Origin of the sequence: Sphingobacterium mizutaii, assembly GCF_900187125.1 — a bacterium.
Lineage (GTDB): Bacteria > Bacteroidota > Bacteroidia > Sphingobacteriales > Sphingobacteriaceae > Sphingobacterium > Sphingobacterium mizutaii.
Map to the genome: position 1 here is coordinate 697,867 of NZ_LT906468.1, position 24,882 is coordinate 722,748.

General features: G+C 41.0%; 16 protein-coding genes. 8 read left to right on the plus strand and 8 right to left on the minus strand.

Features of this window, described 5'->3' with window-relative positions; all coding sequences use genetic code 11:
• Window positions 1-27 precede the first annotated feature (27 nt).
• From CKW03_RS03040 to CKW03_RS03065, 6 genes are all read left to right on the plus strand, one after another.
• Entirely contained in the window at window positions 28-468 is a 441-nt protein-coding gene (locus CKW03_RS03040; RefSeq protein WP_093100843.1) for an energy transducer TonB, read from the plus strand.
• Window positions 469-707: 239 nt separating this feature from the next.
• Entirely contained in the window at window positions 708-3,980 is a 3,273-nt protein-coding gene (locus tag CKW03_RS03045; protein WP_093100841.1) for a SusC/RagA family TonB-linked outer membrane protein, read from the plus strand.
• Window positions 3,981-4,002: 22 nt separating this feature from the next.
• Window positions 4,003-5,490, plus strand: coding sequence for a RagB/SusD family nutrient uptake outer membrane protein (locus tag CKW03_RS03050; RefSeq protein ID WP_093100839.1), 1,488 nt, complete (start codon window positions 4,003-4,005; stop codon window positions 5,488-5,490).
• 12 nt (window positions 5,491-5,502) lie between these two features.
• Window positions 5,503-7,056 (plus strand): S10 family peptidase, encoded by a 1,554-nt coding sequence (locus CKW03_RS03055; protein WP_197700970.1) that lies wholly within the window; start codon window positions 5,503-5,505, stop codon window positions 7,054-7,056.
• A complete protein-coding gene (locus CKW03_RS03060; protein ID WP_236736567.1) occupies window positions 7,034-9,457 on the plus strand; it encodes an alpha/beta hydrolase family protein in 2,424 nt (807 codons plus the stop codon). The genes CKW03_RS03055 and CKW03_RS03060 overlap by 23 nt, the downstream gene beginning before the upstream one ends.
• Window positions 9,454-12,156, plus strand: a complete 2,703-nt coding sequence (locus CKW03_RS03065) for a M14 family metallopeptidase (protein ID WP_093100874.1) — start codon at window positions 9,454-9,456, stop codon at window positions 12,154-12,156. Before CKW03_RS03060 ends, CKW03_RS03065 begins: the two co-directional genes overlap by 4 nt.
• 28 nt (window positions 12,157-12,184) lie before the next feature.
• On the opposite strand, the gene uvrA is transcribed toward CKW03_RS03065, so the two are convergent.
• Complete coding sequence (gene uvrA / locus CKW03_RS03070) at window positions 12,185-15,034, minus strand: excinuclease ABC subunit UvrA (RefSeq protein WP_093100837.1); 2,850 nt, start codon at window positions 15,032-15,034, stop codon at window positions 12,185-12,187.
• Between the two features lie 128 nt (window positions 15,035-15,162).
• On the opposite strand from uvrA, the gene CKW03_RS03075 reads away from it, so the two are divergent.
• Window positions 15,163-16,203 carry a DUF2157 domain-containing protein gene (locus CKW03_RS03075; RefSeq protein ID WP_093100835.1) on the plus strand — a complete coding sequence of 347 codons (1,041 nt, stop codon included), beginning with the start codon at window positions 15,163-15,165 and terminating at the stop codon, window positions 16,201-16,203.
• A 4-nt stretch (window positions 16,204-16,207) separates the two neighbouring features.
• Here the strand turns inward: CKW03_RS03075 and CKW03_RS03080 are convergent, their stop codons facing one another.
• Complete coding sequence (locus CKW03_RS03080) at window positions 16,208-16,702, minus strand: YdcF family protein (protein ID WP_093100833.1); 495 nt, start codon at window positions 16,700-16,702, stop codon at window positions 16,208-16,210.
• A gap of 275 nt (window positions 16,703-16,977) precedes the next feature.
• Window positions 16,978-18,366 carry a dihydrolipoyl dehydrogenase gene (gene lpdA, locus CKW03_RS03085; protein ID WP_093100831.1) on the minus strand — a complete coding sequence of 463 codons (1,389 nt, stop codon included), beginning with the start codon at window positions 18,364-18,366 and terminating at the stop codon, window positions 16,978-16,980.
• A gap of 190 nt (window positions 18,367-18,556) precedes the next feature.
• On the opposite strand from lpdA (CKW03_RS03085), the gene CKW03_RS03090 reads away from it, so the two are divergent.
• Window positions 18,557-18,853 carry a DUF3817 domain-containing protein gene (locus CKW03_RS03090; protein ID WP_093100829.1) on the plus strand — a complete coding sequence of 99 codons (297 nt, stop codon included), beginning with the start codon at window positions 18,557-18,559 and terminating at the stop codon, window positions 18,851-18,853.
• On the opposite strand, the gene CKW03_RS03095 is transcribed toward CKW03_RS03090, so the two are convergent.
• The 5 genes from CKW03_RS03095 to CKW03_RS03115 all read right to left on the minus strand — a co-directional run bounded on the left by CKW03_RS03095 (window position 18,850) and on the right by CKW03_RS03115 (window position 24,882).
• Complete coding sequence (locus CKW03_RS03095; RefSeq protein ID WP_093100827.1) at window positions 18,850-19,257, minus strand: acyl-CoA thioesterase; 408 nt, start codon at window positions 19,255-19,257, stop codon at window positions 18,850-18,852. The two genes, CKW03_RS03090 and CKW03_RS03095, sit on opposite strands and share 4 nt — an antisense overlap.
• Before the next feature lie 313 nt (window positions 19,258-19,570).
• Window positions 19,571-20,977, minus strand: coding sequence for a dihydrolipoyl dehydrogenase (lpdA, locus tag CKW03_RS03100; protein ID WP_093100825.1), 1,407 nt, complete (start codon window positions 20,975-20,977; stop codon window positions 19,571-19,573).
• 1,093 nt (window positions 20,978-22,070) lie between these two features.
• Window positions 22,071-22,616, minus strand: coding sequence for a plastocyanin/azurin family copper-binding protein (locus tag CKW03_RS03105; RefSeq protein WP_093100823.1), 546 nt, complete (start codon window positions 22,614-22,616; stop codon window positions 22,071-22,073).
• Between the two features lie 65 nt (window positions 22,617-22,681).
• Complete coding sequence (locus CKW03_RS03110) at window positions 22,682-24,304, minus strand: hybrid sensor histidine kinase/response regulator (RefSeq protein WP_093100873.1); 1,623 nt, start codon at window positions 24,302-24,304, stop codon at window positions 22,682-22,684.
• Between the two features lie 8 nt (window positions 24,305-24,312).
• Window positions 24,313-24,882 (minus strand): chemotaxis protein CheB, encoded by a 570-nt coding sequence (locus CKW03_RS03115; RefSeq protein ID WP_093100821.1) that lies wholly within the window; start codon window positions 24,880-24,882, stop codon window positions 24,313-24,315.

Here is a 24,882-nt window from a genome sequence, read left to right on the forward strand (position 1 = left end):
TCTTTTAGTGATGATTTAGAGAGACTTATGAAGATATTGCTGACGATCCTGATGTTATTTCTTTCTGGTTTTGGGAGTTTAAAGGCCCAGAATGAAGTAATTGTGGACAGCAGCATCGTTCGCGAGGTAGATATTATCCCTCAGTTTGTCGGCGGAGCCATAGGATGGCAACGCTTTTTAGAAAACAACTTGAACCTTTCCAGCGTATTCATGGCAATGGACAGTACTGAATATGTGCAGTATGGTCTCCGTCAGACTGCCATCTTGGAATTTACTGTTTGTGAGGATGGCGAGATCTGTGATATCGATATAATCAACAAATCGAAGATCAGTCCTGCATTTGCGCGCGAAACCATGCGCATTATCAAGAAATCACCTAAATGGAAAGCTGCAATAAAGGATGATAAACCGGTCCGCACTCGGATTAGGCAACCGATCGTAGCAATCTTAGACGACTACCTACCTTAGCTAAAACTAATTAGCAAATCCGTATTAACATTATTGTAGTTATAGTTAAATTACTGTAAAAGCATCTTTACATTAATTTATACACTTATTTATTTATTTCATTGGTAATTTTTTAATAAATATTAAATTTGGCAAACCAAATTAACAAATTACTAATTATGAATAGACCGCCTATTTGATGGTTAATTCTTCTTCTGAATTAATCTACCATGAAAATTAGCACCTAAATTATTTCACTTATGAAACAATCCAATTGTCCAAAAACATGGACAAAACCATTGCCATTAACCAGCAAATGGACATTACTGGGCTTTACATGCCTGTCGTTATTAGCGTATCCAAATCAAACATTCGCGAGCATTAATAAGGACATAATTTCTTTTCAAGAAGAAATTGAAATTAAGGGGAAAATTGTTGACAAAAATGGCACTCCTATCGCAGGGGTCTCCATTACCATCAAGGGGAGGAGTGTCAGTACTTCTACTGATGCCAATGGAAATTTCACTTTCCGAGTTCCAAGAAACAGTGTTTTAGTATTGACTTCAATGGGTTACAGCCCCATTGAACACTTGGTTTTGAATTCCAATCCAATCAATTTGACGATGACAGAATCCAATGAGGAATTGGATGAGGTGGTTGTAATTGGTTATGGAACGCAAAGCCGTAAAGAGACTACTGGAAGTTTAACATCAGTAAAAGGGGATGATGTAGGCAACTTGCCAGTTCAGAGTTTTGATGCTTCCTTAGCAGGAAGGTCTTCAGGGGTTCAGGTGAATACCAGTTCAGGTGTTCTAAACCAAGCTCCCGTATTTAAGATCAGGGGAACAAACTCTTTATCATTGAGTACCTATCCTCTGGTTGTGATTGATGGTGTTCCTGCCTTCAATGATAATGATGATTCGGGACCTAGCTATGCGGCTTCCAATCCATTATCTGCTATCAACCCCGCTGATATTGAGAGTATTGATATCGCAAAAGACGCTGCGGCAACCAGTATTTACGGTTCGCGTGCAGCTAATGGGGTAGTGTTTATCACGACTAAAAAAGGGAAAAGAGGCGCAGCCAAGGTTAACTATGAGGGTTGGTTAGGTTATACTACAGCTAACCGCTTGCCAGAGTTGTTAAATGCCGCACAGTATGTGGAAATCAAGAACGAAGCCTTACGGAACGATGGAACTTTTAATGAAACCAAAAACTTTTATGGCTTGAGTAAGGATGCCAATGGAAATACCATTGATACCCGTTGGTATGATTACATCTACCAAACGGGAACTTCCCACTCACATAATATCAATATTTCTGGAGCGACCGAAAAGACCAATTATTTTGGTTCAGCGGCCTATACCGACCAAGAAGGTATCTTCCAGAAAAATGGTTTCAACAGGAAATCAGCGATGTTCAATATTGATAATACGACTACCGATTGGTTAAAGCTAGGGGTCAAGTTGAACTATGTCAATGAGAACAACTTAGCGGCGATGTCTACCGGTGCAGGTGGTCAGGGAGGTTTCCAATCATCGTCTTCTTCAGGAGCGATGGCACGTCTAGCCTTGATATCAGCTCCGATTATCGGTCCTTATAACAATGATGGTACTTTTAACGTGACATCAAATGGTTTCTTGGGATTAATGGACAATACCGGACATTTGAATCAATCTCGCCTAGGTTTCTATAACCCCGTGATTTCATTGCTAAACAATTATTCCAACAATACTGGAAATAATGTGCAATCCAATGCTTATGTACAGATTAAGCCATTGAAATGGATTACCTATAAATCAGTATATGGTATCGATTATAGAAATGTAGACTATAATAATTACTATTCACCACTTTCCGGTGAGGGCTTGGCAAGTAATGGTTCGGCAAGCAGTGTAAGTTCGAAACGCCAGCGTTGGGTATGGACTAATACCTTGACTTTCGATCGCAACTATGATAAGCATAGCTTCAATTTGTTGTTAGGTCAAGAACAGCAAAGAACCACTGGTTCTATGTTCGGTTTGCAGCGGACTGGTCAGACGGATCCATACTATACCAATATTCAGGGTGGGTGGCAGAACGTTTTTGACTATAGAACCGACAACCAAGAGATCAACAACTATTTGTTCTCTCTATTTTCTCGTTTGCAGTATGACTATCAAAAGAAATACTTCTTTACAGCAAACTTAAGGCAGGATGAATATTCCGCTCTAGGGCTGAACAATAAGAAAGGTACCTTCTGGGGAGTTTCCGGCGGTTGGGACATTGCAAAAGAAGCTTTTTGGTCAGGTAGCTCATTAGGACAAAAGATCAATGCCTTTAAATTGAGGAGCAGTTATGGTAAAGTTGGTAATGTTGGAGGACTTGGAGATTTTGGAGCAATCAACACTTACTCAGCAACCTTATATGGAGGACAACCTGGTTTAACTTATTCGGTAACGGGTAACCCAGACCTAAAATGGGAGACCAGTAAGAAATTTGATATAGGGTTAGATATTGCTCTTTTCAATTCAGCAATCACTGGAGAGATCGGATATTATAAGAACTCTATCGACGGTTTAATCTTTGCGGTGCCACTTCCTCCCTCGGTTGGTATCCCTAATGGTACTTCAAACAGTATCTTACAGAACGTTGGTGAGATGTACAATAGAGGTTTTGAATTTACAATTGGAGGAGCTCCAGTTCGTAAGGAAGATTTCAGATGGAATAGCTCATTTAACTTAACTACCAATCACAATGAAGTATTGACTTTAGCCAACGGTGTCCCTAGCATTATTTCGGGTTCATTGGATGGTATGACCATTACCTTGCCTGGACAAGCTGCAGGTATGCTTTATGCCATTGAAACGGCTGGCGTTGATCCGGCAACAGGAAGAAGGATCTTCATAGATGGAGACGGTAAGAAGGTGTTCTACCAGCAGAATGTGTCTGGTATCAATGCCGTAAAATATCAGTGGGAATATGAGGATGGCACAAGAGCCAGAGCGATTACACCTTCTGATGATGCGAAGCCATATAAACCAACTGCTCCTAAAGTATTTGGAGGTTGGACCAACAGCTTTAACTACAAAGGCCTTGACCTGACCGTATTATTGACCTACCAACTGGGAGGTTATATGATGAATGGTAACCAAGGAACTATGCGTGATTTAAGGTTCTGGAACAATTCAGTTGATTTGATGCGCAGATGGCAGAACCCAGGCGACCAAACTGATATCCCTAGGGTAGTCAATAACGATAATGTTTCCAATGGTAATACATTGCCTTTAATACATAATATTTCTTCGACAGATTACTTGCGCTTAAAGAATGTGATGCTTTCCTACACGATACCAAACACTTTGGTGAGCAAAATGAAGCTGAATAACATTCGTGTGTATGTCAGTGGCCAAAACCTAGCCTTGTGGACCAAGTACACTGGATATGATCCAGACGTTACGACCAATGGTAACAATGCTATCAGACAAGGTATTGATAAGAACCAAGCACCAAATGCAAGGACCTTCACATTTGGATTAAACGTTGGATTTTAAGGACAATTAAAAACTTATTACAATGAAATCAAGTAAATCTATCATATTATGTGCAACTGGACTGACCTTATTATTTAGCAGTTGTAGAAAGGAAGAATGGTTGAATCCACAACCCAAAACATTGATCACCGATGTGACCGCATTTAGTACCCCAGAACGTATCCTGAGCCAAGTCAATGGCTTATATGCCAGCATGAAGGCATCTAATTATTTAGGAAGTTGGTACACGCTGATTTCAGATGTCAGAACCGGGGAATTTCACTGTAGCAATATGAACGCTGCTACAGGAGCTACCATGTATTCCATGCTGCCACAGACCACCACCTCAGATGTCAACGATATATGGGTGGCGACCTATGCTTCGATAAACAAGTTGAACGTATTCTTGGATGGCTTAGATAATGGGGGTGATGCCGTCTTAGATGCAGCTACAGCCAATAGCTACCGTGCTGAAGCACGATTGATCCGTGGGATGACCTATTATTATCTATTGCAGTTTTATGCAAGGCCCTATTGGGATGGTAATGGAAGCAAACCAGGCTTGCCGTTACGTTTGAAAGGCAATACAGGTCCCGGAAACTACGATTTAGAGCGGAGCACTGTAGCTGAAACTTACAAACAGGTATTGGCTGATTTGGATTTTGCGGAACAAAACCTACCAGGGAATTATTCCTCGGCTTTCTTGAATACCACAAGAGCCCATAAAAACACTGCCATTGCATTAAAGACTAGAGTTTACCTCAGCATGAGAGATTATGCAAAGGTAATCACTGAAGCCAATAAACTTGTTCCCGCAGCAGCACCTTTCAGCGCAACAACAGGGGTAGGAAATAAATTGGAAGGTAATTTCGAAGATCTCTTTAAATCGCCATACACCTCCAATGAATCTATTTTCTCTATGCCATTCACCAATAATGATGCGCCAGGAAGCGCCTTGTCTAGGTATTATTTACCAGGTACAGGTGATGGCGGAACATCAACCAGTAATGGTGCAGGTGAGTATTCATTGAATAAAGTTGAAGGTATCTACTCCTCAGCTTTATGGTTAGAAACCGATGCCAGGAGAAAACTGACCAAAATAGGGACAAAGACCGGAAAAGCATGGTTAACCAAGTTTAACCAAGCCTCGCCATATATCGATTATGTTCCAGTGATCCGTTATTCTGAAGTATTGTTGAACCTTTCTGAGGCTTTAGCAAGAACATCAAATAGCGTGGATGCACGTTCCTTAGCCTTACTGAATGCAGTTTATGGCAGATCAAATCAAGGAGCGTCCTTAACGGCCGCTTCATTTGCCAATGTAACTGCCTACTTAAATCGAATCATCGAGGAGCGCAGGATTGAATTCTTGGGCGAAGGTATCCGTAATGGTGACCTTATGCGCCTTGGATTAACCATTCCAGCGAAATCACAGCATGCCATTGCTGCTGTACCGACCGATGATCCAGCTTATATTCTGCCAATTCCAAGTAATGAATTGATATTGAATAATTTAATGGAGAATAACTAAAATAAATAATGTATGAATGATTATAAAATTAAGACGATTAGTTTCATAGCTTTCATGTTCATCTTTGGAGATCTATGGGCGCAGAGTTTAGCGCCCGTTATCCCAAGGGGGCCGCAGTACAGTAAAAACAAGGCCATTGAAACATTGAAACCTGATACGTCAGTAGTATCTAACAATTCAGCCATCATTCCTGAAGTGGTAGAAACCAAACATGTAGCCAAACTGAGGTCTGGCAGTATCGAGTATAAAGCCCAATCAGGCTATATACAGTTGAAAGATGAAGATGGAAACCCGAAAGGGAATGTCTTCTTTATCGCCTATGTGGCAACTAACCGGAAAGACCGTCCGGTTACTTTTGCTTTCAATGGAGGTCCAGGTTCGGCCTCTGTATGGGTAAATATGGGTTTTATGGGGCCAAAACGACCAAATTTGACCGAAGCTGGTGATGCAGTCTACCCATATAGCTACGGAGATAACCCGGAAACCTGGCTAGACAAGACGGATTTGGTATTTATTGATCCGATCTCTACAGGTTACAGCCGGGCGGTAAAGGGAGAAGACCCTAAGCAATTCCATGGTTTTGTAGAGGATGTACAGTCGGTAGCCGATTTTATCAGGTTATATGTAACCAAGAATGAACGCTGGGATTCCAAGAAGTATCTCATGGGTGAAAGTTATGGGACGCCAAGAGCAGCAGGTTTGGTTCAGTATCTACAGAACCGTTACAGCATGTATTTTGATGGCGTCATTATGTTGAGTTCTATATTGAATATGCAGACAGCAAGGTTTGACATAGGCAATGACCTGCCATATCATCTGTTTTTGCCGACCTATACGGCAACTGCCTTTTACCATAAACAATTGGAGTCTGGTTTACAGGGCAATCTTCGAGCGACATTGGATGAAGTTGAGAAATTTGCAAACAACGAATATCTCTTAGCTCTGAACAAAGGAACAGACTTGACGGAGCAAGAATATGATCAGATAGCCAGCAAATTGGCTAGGTATACCGGCTTGAGCAAAGCCTATATCAAAGAAACCAACTTGAGGATCAATATCCATAAGTTCTGTAAAGAATTGAGACGGGATGAAGGCTTAACGGTTGGTAGACTTGATAGCCGTGCGATAGGTCGCGACTATGATGATTCAGGTGATCGTTTTGAATTTGATCCAGCAGGAAACACTGCAGGTACCTTTTCTTCCGCAATGAATCATTATATTAGGACCGAGCTTAAATTCAAGAATGAACTACCTTATGATTTTTCAGGTGGGGTATCCCCATGGAACTACAATAATGTTCAGAATAAATATTTAAATGCGTCAGAGCTATTGAGGCAGGCTATGTCCAAAAATCCAGACCTAAAGGTTTGGGTAATTGGTGGTTATTATGATTTGGCAACACCTTATCATGCTGCTGAATATGTTGTGAAGCATATGAATTTAAGACCAGAACAGAAATCAAAAGTATCATTTACTTATTACGAGGCAGGGCACATGGTGTACATGCCGAAGGATTGCATGGTACAGTTAAATAAAGATGCAGATGAATTTTACAAGAAAAACTAACCGAAATTATTTGAAAGCAGGACTTTTCATTGCCTTCTTGGCGGGTTCTCCGATGACCTATGCGCAAGAGGCAATCAAGTATCAATTACCACCTCAATCTATCGTGAATCTTGTGGATGCACCACAGATCCCAATGGAGGAGTTCAGTCCAGATGGGCGGTATATGTTGGTATTGGAAGTTCCAGGCTTTCAGACCATTATTCAAGCCTCACAACCTGTCTTAGGGGTTGCTGGCCTGCGGATTAATCCCATTAGCAATACCACGGTTGCGGAGAATCTCGGTACTTTCAAGGGTCTTAAGATCCGCGATCTGAGCAATGGCTCTGAATTCAGCATCCAAGGCTTACCTCAGGATTTGCAGATTTCCGACGTTAAGTGGTCTTCCAAACCTGGCGTATTTGCCTTTTTGAATAAATCTTTAGAAGATACTGAACTATGGCTTGCCGACCTGAACAATAAAACAGCAAAGAAATTATTGAGCAAGGTCAATGACACTTACGGTAGCACCTTTCAGTGGAATGGCGATGGAACAGCTTTACTTGCCCAGCAAGTAAACTCTTCAAGAGGCAATGTGCCAGTTCAGAATCCAGTTCCTACAGGGCCGGTGGTTCAAGAAAACCTTGGCGGAATTACCCCTTCAAGAACCTATCAAAACCTACTTGCTAACGGATACGATGAGACCTTAATGGAATATTACCTGACCTCAGACCTGATCCAGGTCGATCTTCAAGGGAATGCAAAACCTATCGGCATTAAAGGAATCTTTAAATCAGTTTCTTATTCTCCCGATGGTAAGTATATCCTGACCGAGAAAGTGGTTAAGCCGTATTCTTACTTGGTGCCGATCTATCTTTTTCCGGCAGAAGTAGCAGTTTATTCTTCCACTGGATCTAAGGTAAAGGACATCTACACGATTCCATTGGCGGATAAAATGCCGATCTCTTTCGATGCGGTATTAGAAGGACCTCGAAATTTTGAATGGCGTAAAGACAAGGATGCATCCTTGGTTTATGTGCAGGCATTTGATAAAGGTGATCCAAATGTGAAAACCGAGGTGCGTGATGAAGTATTTGAATTAGGAGCTCCTTATGATCTTTCTTCATCAAATAAGATCTTCTCCGGTACCTATCGGGTTCGCGATATTCAATGGGGAGATGGTTTGGCCATCGTTTCAGAAAACTGGCGCAAAGACCGTTCTACCAAAATGACCTTGATCAACCCAAAGACCAATCAGGTGGTCAAAGTGCTCTCTACCCGTAAATCAGAGGATACCTATACCGATCCAGGAAGTTTTGTGAAAAATGAAAAAGGTCAATTGCTGACCGATGGAAAAGGCTCTGTATTCACACAGGGGCTAGGCGCTTCGCCAGAAGGTGACCGACCATTTTTGATGAAATGGAATGTACAGAATGGCAAACAGGACACCTTGTACAAATCCAAGCGCGGTTATTATGAAGAACCAATCTTCTTTAACAATACCGGAGTGCTGTATGTTTCCCGGGAATCAGCAAAGGATGCACCCAATGTGTATTCGGTAAATATCAAAAACAAGAAAGAATCCAAGATTACCAACTTCTCGGATCCATACCCAAGTATCGCCAATGTTCAGAAAACATTGTTGTCCTATCCAAGAAAAGATGGCTTGAATCTATCAGGAACACTATATGTGCCTGCAGATTTCAAAAAAGGCGATGCTCCATTACCAGTGTTGGTATGGGCCTATCCTCGAGAATTTAAAACAAAAGAGGCAGCCGGACAGGTTAAAGGTTCTCCAAATCGCTTCCCACGCTTAGCCTTCCGTTCTCCGGTTTACTGGGTGACCCAAGGATACGCAGTGGTGGACCAGGCTGATATGCCTATCGTTGGAGAAGGTACTTCTGAACCAAATGATACGTTCGTAGAGCAAATCAAGGATAATGCTAGCGCATTGATTGACCATATTGTTGGCTTGGGCGTAGCAGATAGAAACAGGATTGGCGTTGGTGGGCACTCTTATGGTGCCTTTATGACGGCCAATCTCTTAGCACATACCGATCTATTCGCTGCAGGTATTGCAAGAAGTGGTGCCTACAATAGAACCTTGACTCCATTTGGTTTCCAAGGCGAAGCAAGGACCTATTGGCAAGCAAAGGATACTTATGATGCGATGTCACCATTTACTTATGCACCACAGATCAAGAGACCGTTATTGATGACCCATGGCATGGACGATGAGAACTCAGGAACTTTCCCGATCCAGAGTGAGCGTCTTTACGCCGCTATCAAAGGGCACGGAGGAATCGTGCGTTTGGTGATGTTGCCTAAAGAATTCCACGGATACAGAAGCAGGGAAGGAGTGCTCCATACCTTTTGGGAACAACATCAATGGTTGGAGAAATATGTAAAAAACAACAAAAAATGATTAAGAATACCATAAAATCGATTCTGGTAGCCTTATTGATTGGACAGTTCAACTATGGAACTGCACAACAGGTTACCAATCCGAAAACACATTTTGGGTTCAATATTGGTGATGACTATATGCTGGCCAACTACAAACAGATGGAGAGCTATTTTCTAAAAGTTGCCAAAGAATCCAACCGAGTACTTATTAAAGATGGGGGACTAACAGAAGAGGGCAGAAAACAGCACCTGATCATCATCTCCTCTCCAGAAAACCTAAAAGATATTGAAAAATACCGCAAGATATCACAAACCTTAGGGCGTGCCGAAGGAATTACCGTAGAAGAAGCTAAGGAGCTTTCCTTAGCTGGTAAGCCGGTGGTATGGATCGATGGGGGAATGCATTCCAACGAGATGGTCGGTTCACATCAATTGATCGAAACCTTCTATCAATTGACCAATCGTAATGATGCCGAAATCAACAATTACTTGGATAAGGTGGTGGTATTAATGTGGCATGTCAATCCTGATGGACAAGATCTATTGGCTGATTGGTATATGCAATATGAGGACAAGGCCAAGCGTAATATGTCTATCCCTACACTTTACCAAAAATATGTAGGGCATGATAATAACCGTGATTTCTTTATGTTCAACATGAAGGAAGCAAGCAACCTGGCAAAGGTCGTATATGTAGATTGGTTACCACAGATTGTCTATAACCACCATCAGACCTCTCCAGATGGAACCATTGTGGCGGGTCCTCCTTATCGTGATCCATTTAACCATGTGTTCGATCCATTATTGGTGACAGGTATCGATGGCGTTGGGTTTGCCATGATCAACCGCCTGAATGAAGAAGATAAACCAGGTTATGTCCGCATGGATCAATCAGGATTCTCTACTTGGTGGAATGGTGGATTGCGTACAGCGCCCTATTTCCATAACATGATCGGTATCTTGACCGAAATTACAGGACATCCTACACCATCTGATATCCCTTTGGTAGCAGAAAGACAGGTTCCTAGAAATGGCTTGCCATTCCCAGTTGCTCCACAGAAATGGAATTTCAAGAAGTCAATTGACTATTCTGTATCGATGAACTTTGCGATCTTGGATTATGCAGCCCGTAATGGTGACAAATTATTGTACAATATGTACAAGATGGGTAAAAACTCCATTGACCGTGGAAACGAGGATTATTGGACCAAATACCCGAAATATGCCGAATCCATTGAGAAAACCTATGATGCAGATGTAGCGGCAGGTAAGGTGAAGAAAGAAGAAAGCAATACTTTCTATCGTTCAAAAACCATCCCTAAGAACTATTATGATGCCATCTTCTCAGATAAATCCAAACGTGACCCTAGAGCTTTCATCTTGTCGGCAGACCAAGATGATTTTGGAACAGTCGTTAAATTTGTGAACACCTTGATCAAATCAGGAGTATATGTATACCAAGCAAATGCTGATTTCAGTGTCAACGGAAAGAATTATCCAAAAGGATCTATCGTAGTCAAAACCAATCAGGCTTTTAGACCCCAGGTATTGGATATGTTCCAGCCTCAAGATCACCCACATGATGTAGAATACGAAGGTGGGCCGCCGGTTCGTCCGTATGATGCTGCTGGTTGGACATTGGCTATGCAAATGGGTGTAGAATATGATAAGGTTTATGATGACTTCAATGCACCACTTCAGAAAAAAGAAACTGGAGTTCTGTTGAATCCATTGGCTAGAGAGATTGCCTCATCTAAAGGAGGATATTTGATCAATGGAAAAGCAAACGATGCTTATTTGGCAATCAATCAATTGTTGAAGGCTGGTGTGAAAGTATACCGTGACCTTGATTCCAAAGACTTTTATGTAGATGCTAAAGCTGCAGCTAAGGTTAAGGAATTTGGTACTACTTTAGGATTGCAAAGTAAAGCGTTGGCTAGCAAACCAAAACAATTGAAACCTGTTGAAGCCATCAAGATCGGCTTATTTGATCATTATGGCGGTAGCATGCCTTCCGGTTGGGTGAGATGGATGTTGGAACAATATGGATATGATTACAAATTGTTCTATCCAAAAGATATTGACAATAATAGCATCAAAGATTATGATGTGTTATTGTTTGTAGGTCAAGGTATTCCTGCTTTTGGATCGAATGCTTCAGGACGTTCTGTTGATGAAAGCATTGTGCCTGATCAATATAAGCACATGTTAGGATCTGTAACAGCTGCCAAGTCTATTCCAGTTCTGAAAAGCTTCGTGGAAAATGGCGGGCAGATCGTCACAATTGGTGCAGCCTCTGAGCTAGTTTACCATTTCAATCTTCCGGTTGAAAATCCATTGATGGAAATAGGTAAAGATGGCAAGAAAGTGAAGTTGTCCAGTGTGAAGTTTTATGTTCCGACGAGTATTCTAAAGGCTGAAGCTGATATCAGCAAGCCGGAGAACTACGGTTTGGATAAAGATCTGAACATTGTGTTCAATAATAGCCCTGTCTTTAAATTCCAAAATTCAGAAAATCTATATGCCTTAGGAACCATTAATTCTGACCATTCCCTATTAAGTGGATGGGCACATGGACAGCAATATCTAAAGGATGTTAATATTGGATTAGTATCTAAAATTGGGAAAGGGAAATTAGTGGCAATCGGACCTGAAATTACCAACAGGGCTCAGAGCCATGGGACATTCAAAATGTTATTTAATCAACTATACCGATAAAAAGAAAGGGAGCGAAAGCTCCCTTTTATTATTTATTGTAGTTCATTTCAATTTTCAGGAACCTTCCTGTTTCCGAGTTTTTCTGTTTGATCAAATCTTCCGGTGTTCCTTGGAAAAGGACTTTTCCGCCGTTTTTACCACCTTCAGGACCCATGTCGATAACCCAATCGGCTGCTTTGATAACATCGAGGTTATGCTCGATAATCAAAACGGTATTTCCGCGGTCAACCAAACGATTGATTACCCCCAATAATACATTGACATCCTCGAAATGCAGACCAGTTGTCGGTTCATCCAAGATATAGAAAGTCTTTCCAGTATCTTTTTTAGAAAGCTCTGTTGCTAATTTGACCCTTTGGGCTTCACCACCAGAAAGGGTGGTTGACGATTGGCCTAAGGTAATATAACCCAAACCTACATCCTGTAGGGTCTTGATTTTTCTATAGATAGATGGGATATTCTCAAAGAAAGTTACCGCCTCATCGATGCTCATGTCCAATACATCCGAAATAGACTTTCCACGGTATCTTACCTCTAAAGTCTCTCGGTTATAGCGCTTTCCGTTACAGGTTTCACAGGGAACCTGTACATCGGGCAAAAAGTTCATCTCAATGATCTTCATTCCAGCACCCTGACAAGTCTCACATCTACCACCTTTCACATTAAAAGAAAAACGCCCAGGCTTGTAACCCCTGATCTTGGCTTCCGGTAATTGTACATATAAAGCACGGATATCCGAGAATACACCAGTATAGGTAGAAGGGTTTGACCTTGGCGTTCTACCGATAGGAGATTGATCGATTTCAATGACCTTATCGATATTTTCCAAACCTTCGATTTTAGCGTAAGGCAGCGGTTTCGCCTTAGCCCTAAAGAAATGATGGTTCAAGATAGGGTAAAGGGTATTGGTAATCAAGCTCGACTTGCCAGAGCCCGATACGCCCGTTACAAGCACCAATTCTCCCAAAGGGATATCAATGCTCACGTTCTTTAAATTATGGCCTGTAGCGCCCTTTAAAGTTAGTGTGTGGCCATTTCCTTTTCTTCTTTCCTCTGGGACTTTGATCTCCCGGGTTCCATTGAGGTAATCGGTCGTCAAGGTGTTTTCCTTCATCAATTGTTTAGGCGTACCTTGGGCGACAACTTTACCACCATGAACACCGGCTGCTGGTCCCATGTCGATCACATAATCCGAATGAAGGATCATGTCCTTATCATGTTCTACCACCAAAATGGAGTTCCCGATATCACGAAGGTTTTTTAGGGCATTGATCAAACGCTCATTGTCACGTTGGTGCAGCCCAATACTCGGCTCATCCAAGATATAAAGTACATTCACCAATTGTGAACCAATTTGGGTCGCCAAACGGATACGCTGTGCCTCTCCACCGGATAAGCTCTTAGAGCTACGGTTCAAGGTCAGGTAATTCAAGCCTACATCCAAAAGGAATCCGATACGGGTCTTGATTTCTTTAATGATCTCGACGGCAATAATGTTCTGTCTATCTGAAAGCTTGTTTTCAACGCCATCGAACCATTCATTCAAGGCGACAATATCCATTTCTGCTAATTCTGAAATATTCTTATCTGCCACTCTGATATGGAGGGATTCTTTTTTCAATCGCGCCCCATGGCACTCTGGACAAACTACCTGAGTACGGAATTCATCCAAACCTTGTGTATCATCACTGTATTTTGCGCTCATCTCTTCCAACATCTTGAAGATGCCGGCGAATTGAACTTTATATTCCCTTGCTCCATAAGAACCATAAGAAACCGTTAAGTTGATCGGTTCCTCTTCACCAAAAAGAAGGTTGTCGATCAGTTCTTCCGGCAGCTTATCGATTGGCGTGGTCAATGCGAAATCATATTTCTTGGCCACTGCTTTCAGCACCGCAAAATTCCATGAATCCTTAACCGGTCCCAAAGGGATAATCCCACCTTTTTGGATGCTCTGGCTTCTGTCAGGGATGACGATCTTTTTATCGATTTCATAGATATATCCCAAACCATCACATTTTGGACAAGCGCCATAAGGCGAGTTAAACGAGAAGGTATTCGGCTGCGGCTCATCATAGGAAATCCCTGACTCCGCATCCATTAAATATCGACTGAAGAATTGTTCCTTATTCTCCTTATTGGCAATCTTGATGATCCCCTTTGCCGTTTTTAAAGCCTGACCGATGGAGGTGAAGAGCCTTTTTCGTGAATCCTTCTCCACGATGATGCGGTCTACCACGATTTCAATATCGTGGATTTTATAACGGTCTACCTGCATTTTAGGAGCAATATCCAATATTTCTCCATCCACGCGAACTTTGGTATAACCCTGTTTTCTGATCTGTTCAAAAAGTTCACGATAATGACCTTTACGGCCCTTTACCACTGGAGCTAGGACATAGATTCCTTCTCCGTTGAATTCATTGAGGATACGGTCCGTGATTTCATCATCAGACATACGTTCCATTTTTTTGCCGGTAACATAAGAGTATGCTTCACCGATCCTTGCATACAACAACCTCAGGAAGTCATATATTTCTGTTATGGTCCCTACGGTTGATCTCGGGTTTTTGGAAGTGGTTTTTTGCTCAATGGAAATTACTGGGCTCAATCCTGATATTTTGTCCACATCGGGTCTTTCCATCCCTCCCAAAAATTGGCGGCTGTATGCTGAGAAAGTCTCCATATATCGTCTCTGACCTTCGGCATAGATCGTGTCAAAAGCCAATGAAGACTTACCGCTGCCACTTAATCCCGTGATAACGACAAGTTGGTTTCTTGGAAATGATACGTCTATATTTTTAAGGTTGTGTACGCGGGCACCAAATACTTCTAATTCGCTTTGATCCCCAAGGTCTACTGCTTTTTTTACGGCCATTAATATCTCCTTTTAGCAAAATGCAAAGTTACTGATTTTTAGCTAAGGATTTTAAGTCTCCCATCTCTAATCTTCTATTAGGCAGGATTATTGAAAAGTATTACCTTTAAACTACAAAGCTTATCATTTTGAAAAAACTAGACGTAAATAAATCAGAGCGAGAGATCATAGAACAGGCATTGGGACATTGGGAGAAGGAGCAATTGATCTCGCAAGAAAAGTCTGAGGAGTTGAAAGCAAACTTAGATGATAAAGGCTTTGAATGGGGGATGCTGGCTAGGTATGCCTTCTGGATTGCCTTGGCATCATTGATATTTTCGGTGGTATCCCTGTTTTCCGATGGTTATCTTTCCGACTTGGTGGAGAAATTTTATGAAACGCCCAATGTCATTTTCTGCCTAGGTTTCGCCGGTCTCGCGGTATTGTTCTATATCCTTGGTTTTCGGAATAAGTCGAGGAATCCTGAAAAGAACTTTTCAAATGAGACCTTAATGCTCGCTGGGGCTTTTTCTACAGCAGCCAGCATAGGATTTCTCGGACAGGTCCTGGACCGTAATGAAAACCATTTCACCCTATTATTCCTGATGTCCATCATTATTTACGGAATCCTATCCGTAAAGCTAACCTCCAAGTTGCTCTGGGTTTTCACCTTAGTGGCTCTTGGGATTTGGTTTGCCACAGAAACCGCATACCATAGCAATTGGGGATTTAAGTTCTGGGGAATGAACTACCCATTACGTTTTACAATCTTTGGGATTATCCTGACTGCCTTTGCTGTATTGCTTCAACCTAAAATAAAGCCTTTGGCCGTCTTTAAGTCCACCTCTTTTGTGGTTGGACTGCTCTATACAATGATCGCACTTTGGTTGCTTTCCATCTTTGGAAACTACAGTGATTTCGATAAATGGTCCAGTATCCGTCAATACGAAATATTCTACTGGGGTTTATTGGGGATAGCCATTTCGTTGGGCTTGGCTATTTATGGAATGAAAACCAAGGACCATGTATCACGCGATATAGGTTTTGTCTTCTTTATCCTGAACCTATATACCCGATTTGTGGAGTATTTGTGGGATAATATCAATAGAACGATTTTCTTTTTGTTATTGGCGGTTTCCTTTTGGTTTGTGGGCCGTTGGGCCGAAAGTATCTGGAAGAAAAAGGAATGAGGTATTAATAGTCTACCCCATTTTCCTTTAAGAACTGAACTGCAATTTTCTCATGCTCCATCAAAGGCCTCAACTCCGAGTCTAAGAGAGAAGAAGAAACAGAAACAAAGAACTTATTGATGGATGGAATGATGGTTTCGGAGATGAGCTGCACTCTTTCCATGTGAAATTCTGAGGTGATAATGATCAGTAAATCTGGATTAATTTCCTCTAAGGTCTCTTTTGATAGGGAAAAATCTTCAATTGTATTTTTTGAAGGAATTCCTGGCAAGAAACGGTTCGGATTAATGCCTTTCAAGCTCAAGAAATTTTGAGCATAATACGTATGTGGTTTATCTGTGATATTGAAGTGGTCGCCTTGGCCACCCGTGCACAAGATTAAAGCAGATTCATTATTGATGGCTAAATCATATGCTCTATATAGTCTATCGAGCGCTACAGCCGATAGGTGTCCGTACTCGTCATTAGGCGCGCCCAACACCATTATTATTGTTTTCATGAACAAATGAATTAATTATCCAAAACTATAAAAAAGGATATAAATAAAGTAAGGTTTAATAATTATTTCTTGGAATTTAAAATATTAACTTAGCTAGTTTTACATTCTAATTATAATAAAAAATTATGACCCGATCCAATTGTTGGATATTAAGGTAATTTACGAAAAAAGTTAAAAAAGGACAAATTGGTCTTAAATAAGCTTTGAATAAAAAAAGAGGCCAGAATTTTGTTCCGGCCTCTTATTACTCCTAATGGAGTTGGTATATTTTTATCTTATAAGTGGATTACTTCGCCATAAGCATCCGCTACAGCTTCCATAATGGCCTCACTCATGGTAGGGTGAGGGTGTACCGATTTGATGATCTCATGGCCAGTTGACTCTAATTTACGAGCTACTACCACCTCAGCGATCATTTCCGTTACGTTTGCACCGATTAAGTGTGCACCTAAGAATTCACCATATTTAGCATCGAAGATTACTTTTACGAAACCGTCTTTTGCACCAGCGGCAGAAGCCTTACCGGAAGCAGAGAATGGGAATTTACCCACTTTGATTTCATAGCCAGCATCCTTAGCCGCTTTTTCTGTGAAACCTACAGAAGCAACCTCCGGAGAACAGTAAGTACATCCAGGGATATTGTTGTAATCGATTGGATCAACGTGTAAACCTTTGATCTTCTCAATACAAGTGATAGCCTCAGCAGATGCCACGTGAGCTAGGGCTTGACCTTTAACGATATCACCGATTGCATAAACGCCATCGATATTAGTTTTGTAGAAGTCATCTACCAATACACGTCCTTTGTCGGTTTTAACACCAACTTCTTCAAGACCTAGGTTCTCGATGTTAGGCGTAATACCTACAGCAGAAAGAACAACTTCAGCTTCTAGGGTTTCCGTACCTTTTTCAGTTTTGATGGAAACTTTACAAAGGTCACCTTTAGTGTCTACAGATTGAACTTCAGATTTCGTAAGGATATTGATTCCAGCTTTCTTCAATGATTTCTCTAATTGTTTAGAGATTTCTTCGTCTTCAACAGGAACGATACGGTCCATAAATTCAACGATCGTTACTTTCGTACCGATAGCATTGTAGAAGTATGCGAATTCGACACCGATAGCACCAGAACCTACGACAACCATTGATTTAGGTTGTTTTGGCAAGTTCATCGCTTGGCGGTAACCGATAATTTTCTTTCCGTCTTGAGGTAGGTTAGGTAATTCTCTGGAGCGAGCACCAGTTGCAAGGATCGTGTGTTTAGCTGTATATTCTTTGGTCGAACCATCAGCGGCTTTCACCTCGATTTTACCACCTTTTTTAATTTTTGCAGTTCCCATGATCACGTCGATCTTGTTCTTTTTCATCAAGAACTGGATCCCTTTGCTCATGCCATCTGCTACACCACGACTTCTTTTTACGATGGCTTCAAAGTCGGCTTCACCGCCATTTACTTTGATACCATAATCAGCAGCATGATTTAAATATTCGAATACTTGTGCACTTTTCAATAGTGCTTTGGTAGGAATACAGCCCCAGTTAAGGCAAATTCCACCTAATGCGTCACGTTCGATAATGGCAGTTTTGAATCCCAATTGAGCTGCTCTGATGGCGGCTACGTATCCACCTGGACCACTACCGATAACAATAATGTCGTAATTCATAAATATTAATTGTCGTTATGTTTGCAAATACAATTCATCAAAAATACACATTTTTTATTTAGTCAGGACATATCTTTTCCGCTTGGAGCTGTTTTTTACGCCCTATATGTCATATCGAGGTCAATCCTTTTCCTTGATTTCTTTTCCCTAAAGGTTTTCCTTTTCTTTGCGCTGACTAATAGTATTTTATATGTTAAGAATATTTCAGCAAGTTGCCCTTTGGGAGGCAATCTCTACCGTTTTGTTGTTTTTTGTTGCTATGCCATTGAAGTATTTTGGAGGAATTCCAGAAGCCGTACGTGTTGCCGGTTCCATTCATGGTTTCCTAGTCGTACTTTTTGTCGTCCTATTGATTGCCTGCTGGCAAACCTATAACTGGAAGATTGGCCGCGTGGTCAAATACTTCTTCCTGAGCTTGATCCCAATTGTTTCTTTTTGGGTAGAAAAAGACCTTAAAAGAGAGATTACAGCTCAAAAAGCTGCTTAATCCCTTTTCTTGATATCAGACTCTATCCCCATATAGGCATAGGTAATTTCCGTTTTGCCATGTGGGGTTGGAGTTCCTTCCGGATCCAAATTGACAAACACCAATTTGTCAATGGAAAGGATCACCATCCTTGTTATTTTATTACGGACTACGCACCTCATGGTTAGTGATGTCCTTCCAAAATTGATGGCCTCGATACCGAGTTCAATGATATCGCCTTGTTTTGCCGAACTCACAAAGTTGATTTCAGAAATGTATTTAGTGACTACATGTGGATTCCCGAGTTGGACGATGGCGTAGATTACAGCTTCTTCATCGATCCAGCGCAATAGAGTTCCTCCGAATAAGGATCCATTAGGGTTTAGGTCCTCGGGTTTGACCCATTTACGAGTATAAAAGTTCATACTACAAATATCCGAAAAAATACTTTATTCGTTTTCTGTATTTCTTAGAAAGATTCTAGGCCAGTAAATCGGCCTATTTTTAAAAAAAATGTAGCCTAGGTCATCATGGCTATCCGCCAAAAAATGAGCTCCAAAAATTGGCTTTTGATGCTCTTTTTTTGAGCTAGTTTAATGGGGACTTATTCGAGTCTCATTCGAGACATATTCGGAAAATTCGGAATGTGTCTCGAATAAAACCAATAAGTACACGTAGAATAAAAACAAAAAAAGAGGCTACCTGAAAAGATAGCCTCTCGATCTAAGATCTTTAATGTTAAGCGTGGATCGCTCTATTTGCAGTCGCTGCAAGGGCAGCTTCTTTAAATGCTTCAGTGAAGGTAGGGTGCGCGTGGCAAATTCTACCGATATCCTCTGCAGATGCACGGTATTCCATTGCTACGACAGCCTCTGCAATCATATCAGCTGCACGTGGTCCGATCATGTGGACACCTAGGATCTCATCAGTTTCAGCATCTGCCAATACTTTAATAAATCCATCTGTGTCGCCAGATGCTTTAGCACGTCCAGAAGCTTTGAATGAGAAACTTCCAGCTTTATATTTCTTGCCTTCTTCCTTAAGTTGTTCTTCGGTTTTACCTACAGACGCAACCTCAGGCCATGTATAAACAACGCCAGGGATTAAGTTGTAGTCGATATGTGGTTTTTGACCAGCAATACGCTCAGCAACATAGATACCTTCATCTTCAGCCTTGTGAGCCAACATAGCACCTTTGATCACATCACCGATGGCGTATACACCAGCAACTGAAGTTTCCAAATGCTCGTTTACAGGTACTTTATTTCCTCTTTCCTCAGTTTTGATACCGATGTTTTCAAGACCTAAACCTTCTGTATAAGCTGTTCTACCAACAGCTACGATGCAGTAATCGCCTTCTAATTCTACGGCTTGACCTTTAGAATCTTCAGCTGTAACCGTTACGTTTTTACCTTTTACAGTAGCGCCGGTAACTTTATGGCTCATGAAGAATTCCATGCCTAGGTTTTTCTTCAGCACACGTTGTAATTCTTTACCTAATCCAGCATCCATAGTTGGGATGATAGATTTAGCATATTCAACAACCGATACTTTAGCGCCTAATCTGGCATATACAGAACCTAACTCCAATCCGATCACACCACCACCGATAACGATCAGGTGTTTAGGGACTTCTGTAAGGTTTAAAGCTTCAGTAGAAGTAATGATACGTTTTTTGTCAACAGGAAGGAAAGGTAATGCTGAAGGTTTAGAACCCGAAGCGATAATCACGTTTTTCGCGCTTAACTCTTCCACTTTACCATCTGCAGCAGTCACTTTAATGGTGTTTTTGTCAACGAATGAACCTACGCCTTGGAAGCTGTCAATTTTGTTTTTCTTGAATAAGAAGGTAATACCAGCAGTATTTTGGTCAATAACACTGTTTTTTCTGTCGATCATTTTCTTCATGTCGACTTTCAGGTTACTTAAGCTAATGCCGTGTTGTTCAAAATTGTGAGCAGCATTGTGGTAATGTTCTGATGAATCCAACAATGCTTTGGATGGGATACATCCAACATTAAGACAGGTTCCTCCAAATGTGCTGTATTTTTCAATTACGGCAGTTTTTAAGCCTAATTGAGCACAACGGATAGCGGCAACATAACCACCTGGACCACTTCCGATTACGATTACGTCGTATTGCATAGAGATTTTTCTTTGTTTACGAGGCAAATTTACTATTTAAATGCATATTAAGCGAAGATTAATAGGATAAAATAGGGAGTATTTTCTAATTAGACGGAGGGATTACAAAAGGGGAAAAAGAGGTGTGGGGAGAAGGGGGGATGAGGAGGGGAACCAGGATTGGGTTCGACTCCCATCGGCTCCGCTCAGGGAACAGCTCAGCCGACGGGGATGGGAGGATGGGCCAAGATCATATCTGATGGTTGAGCGACATCTCGGCTTCGCTCGATACCCGTCGAGATGACAACAATTTTCTTTGTTACTTTTTAGTGTCAACCTGACGCAGGAAGGTTCTCGAAACTATACAAAAATTGATTGTATTAATGCTTTCCTGAACCGAAAGGATCATCGAGCGGCATCTCGGCTTCGCTCGATAACCGTCGAGATGACAGCAATTTTCTTTGTTAATTTTTAGTGTCAACCTGACGCAGGAAGGTTCTCGGAATTATACAAATTGTGTGTGTATTGGCGTACAGGTCCTCCATCGAAGATGGAGGATGACAGGATCAAAGTGGGGAAAAAGCGTACAGATTCTTCGCTATTCGCTCAGAATTAGAAATGCGCTAGAGAGGGATTCAGAGCGCAGCGAAGAATCTATTTCTTTTTTTTTAGAGATGGGTGTCATTTTGAATCGTAAGATGAACAAACAATTTTCAAATGAAGAGGGATAGTTCCGAGACTCTTCGGGAAAACTTCAGAGTGACACAAAAAAAATAATAGAAAAATATTTCACCCCTGCTGGGGGTTATGCGTTTAACGATTCAATTTTCTATAAATATTTCACCCCTTCCAGGGGTTTTCTGTTGAAAAATATGGGGCGGGCTTATGCAATAAGCCCCTACGGAATGGGGTAGTGAGGTGCTGAGAAAGTTATCAGATACCAGTATAATTTGGACAAAGAAAATTCGATATTGAGATAATTAGTTGTTGGAATAATTAGATGTTGGAATTGTTATTTGACACCTAGAATTCATTCGATGACTTATTCATTTCCACTTTCTAAAAACATAAAAGGCCCCATAAGGGGCCTTTTACTTATATTCTTTTACTTTGATTATTCAGCAACGATTTGACCATGCATAATTCCAAAGTGACCAGGGAAGCTACATAGGTAAGGATAAACTCCTTTTTCCAATGTAAACGTAATTTTGTCTTCTTGACCTGGACCTAACAATTTCGTGTGTGCAACGATTGAAGAAAGAGCTGATTTAGGGATATACTCGTTATCCGCTGCAGCAGTAGCTTCACCACCGAAAGTAGCCACATCTACACCTGGTTTCAAAACAACCAAGTTGTGACCCATTGATTCAACTGGCATAGAACCTACATTTTTCAAAGTCAATTCTACTGGTTCACCAGCTTTAACACGAATTAATGTAGTATTGAATTGCATTTGATCATTAGCTTCAACTGTCCATTGGTTTGACAATGTTACATTCTCAATACCTTCTACAGTTGCAGTAGATGCAGTTTCAGTAGCTTCAGGTTCAGTTGTAGTGGTTTCGGTTGAAGCGCCTTCTTCTTTCTTCTCAGCGTTATTGCCACAAGAAGTAATTCCAATTGCTAAAACTAGCGCTGGAATAATAAATAATTTCTTCATAGCTATTTTTAATAAATTTTATACGAATTTAACATAAATTATTGATTTAAACGAGGATTAAATCATTACGAAGTCAATTTTGGGTTTTTATTTTTGTTTGTAACCTGGATTATTTTCTGATATAATTCGATTGGATCGAATGGTTTTCCGATAACCCCGTCGGCTCCTGCTTGGAATGCAGCGGCTTGTTCATGTTCCAATACCGAAGCGGAAATGGTAATGATCGGAATGCCGTGTTTTTCAGGTATAATATGGTTCTTGATTTCCTTAATGGCTTCAAATCCGCTCATGATTGGCATGTGCGTATCCATTAAAATTAAATCATATTGTTCGTTTTCTACTCTTTCGAGTGCAAGCCTTCCGTTCTTGACAATGTCCACTGCGCAGTTCCAACTACGTAACATATGGGCGAGCATAAAAGAGTTCAGTTCATTGTCCTCAGCTACCAAAACTTTCATCTCCTCAAACTTAGGGAAACTGTTGTAGGTCGGAACTTCTTTTTCCTTTTCGACTTCACTCTGTGCAGACTCTTCAAACCATCCTTCAAAATAGAATTCAGATCCTTCTCCATAAACACTTGAAGCGCCAACATCTCCATTCAATAGTTTTGCTAATCGTTTTACAATGGCTAAACCTAGTCCGGTACCACCGAATTTTTTGGTAATGCCGTCATCCGCCTGTTCAAAAGCCATAAAGATCTTGTCCACGGAATCCTCACGGATACCAATCCCACTGTCTTTAACGGAAAACCTTAACCTAAAGCGTTCATAATCTTTATCGACAACCTTCACGTTCAGCTGGATGGAACCTTTTTCAGTGAATTTTAAGCTATTTGACACAAAATTGCTGATGATCTGTTGCAGCCTCAAGGAATCGTAATGGATATACTGAGGTACATCTTCATCTAACTCAATATGGAATTTTAGGTTCTTATGGGTAGCCTTGATCTTGAAAATCCGATTGATATCTTCGATCATCTTAGTCAGGCTGAAATCTTCGAATTCTATCTTCAACATTCCGGAGTCGATTTTGGATAGGTCCAGGATGTCATTGATGATAAGCAGCAGGGAGTGGGAAGCGTTGTCCAGTCTTTTTAACCAATCTTTTTGTTCAACCGTCAGTTCGGAGCTCTTGAACATGTGCATGATTCCCATGATCCCATTGATAGGCGTTCGGATTTCATGGCTCATATTGGCCAAGAAAATTTCTTTGGATTTCCTTGCTTGGATGGCTTCTTCACGAGTTTTCAGCAGTTCAATCTTAGATTCTTCCAACTCCTTGTTCTTTTGAATAAGTTCTTGTTGGATCAAGATCTGTTGAACAAATGACCTCACTTTTGCTATGGTAATTTCTGGATTCAGTGGCTTATATAAATAATCTACTGCACCACTTTCCAGACCTTTTAATAAGTATTTGTCTTCTTTGGAGATTGCAGTAACCATGATAGCCATGATATGGCTAGTCTTAGGGTTAGATTTTAAAAGGGATACGAATTCGAATCCATTTATTTCTGGCATTTGTACATCGACCAGGGCGATTGATATATCATCCTTCCAACAGATTTTCAAGGCTTCATTCGGGTCTGTTGAGCTTACGATGTTGATATGGTCAACCTCCTGAAGCAAAGCATGCAGACTGATGATGTTTTCTTCCTTATCATCCAATATCAGAATATTGATCGTTTTCATAGGTGACATTACTTTAATTGACTGAAATAATCTATGATATGTTGATTTGAAATGACTTGCACTTTTTTAGAGACTTGTGTGCCAGCTAAAGGCATGGTGTCAATAATAGCTTCTTTGGGGTCTTGGACAAAACATGTTGCACCTTGGTCAACTAGGGCTTTTAGGCCGGTTGAGCCATCGTTGTTGGCACCAGAAAGAAGAAAAGCAGTCGCATCCTTGTGGTAAACAGCCGCTACTGAATCAAAAAACACATCGATCGATGGTCTTGAAAACTGTACGGGGTCTGAGATGTCCAAGGAAAATATTTGGTCAGGTTCTACCAAAGTATGGTAACCTGGGGGAGCGAAATAAATATGGTTTTGCAAAATAGGTAGCTTATCACGAACCGAAATAACATTCCTGTTCAATCTTTTTGATAAACTGGTTTCGATTTTAGTTTCGTATTTCGAATTTCTATGCAATACAATGACGATAGCATCGGAGAATTTGCTCGGCAAATGATCGAGGATCTCCACGATCAGTTCATAAGCGCCTGCTGAGCCCCCAATTACTATGATATGTTTTGCCAAGTTTTCCAT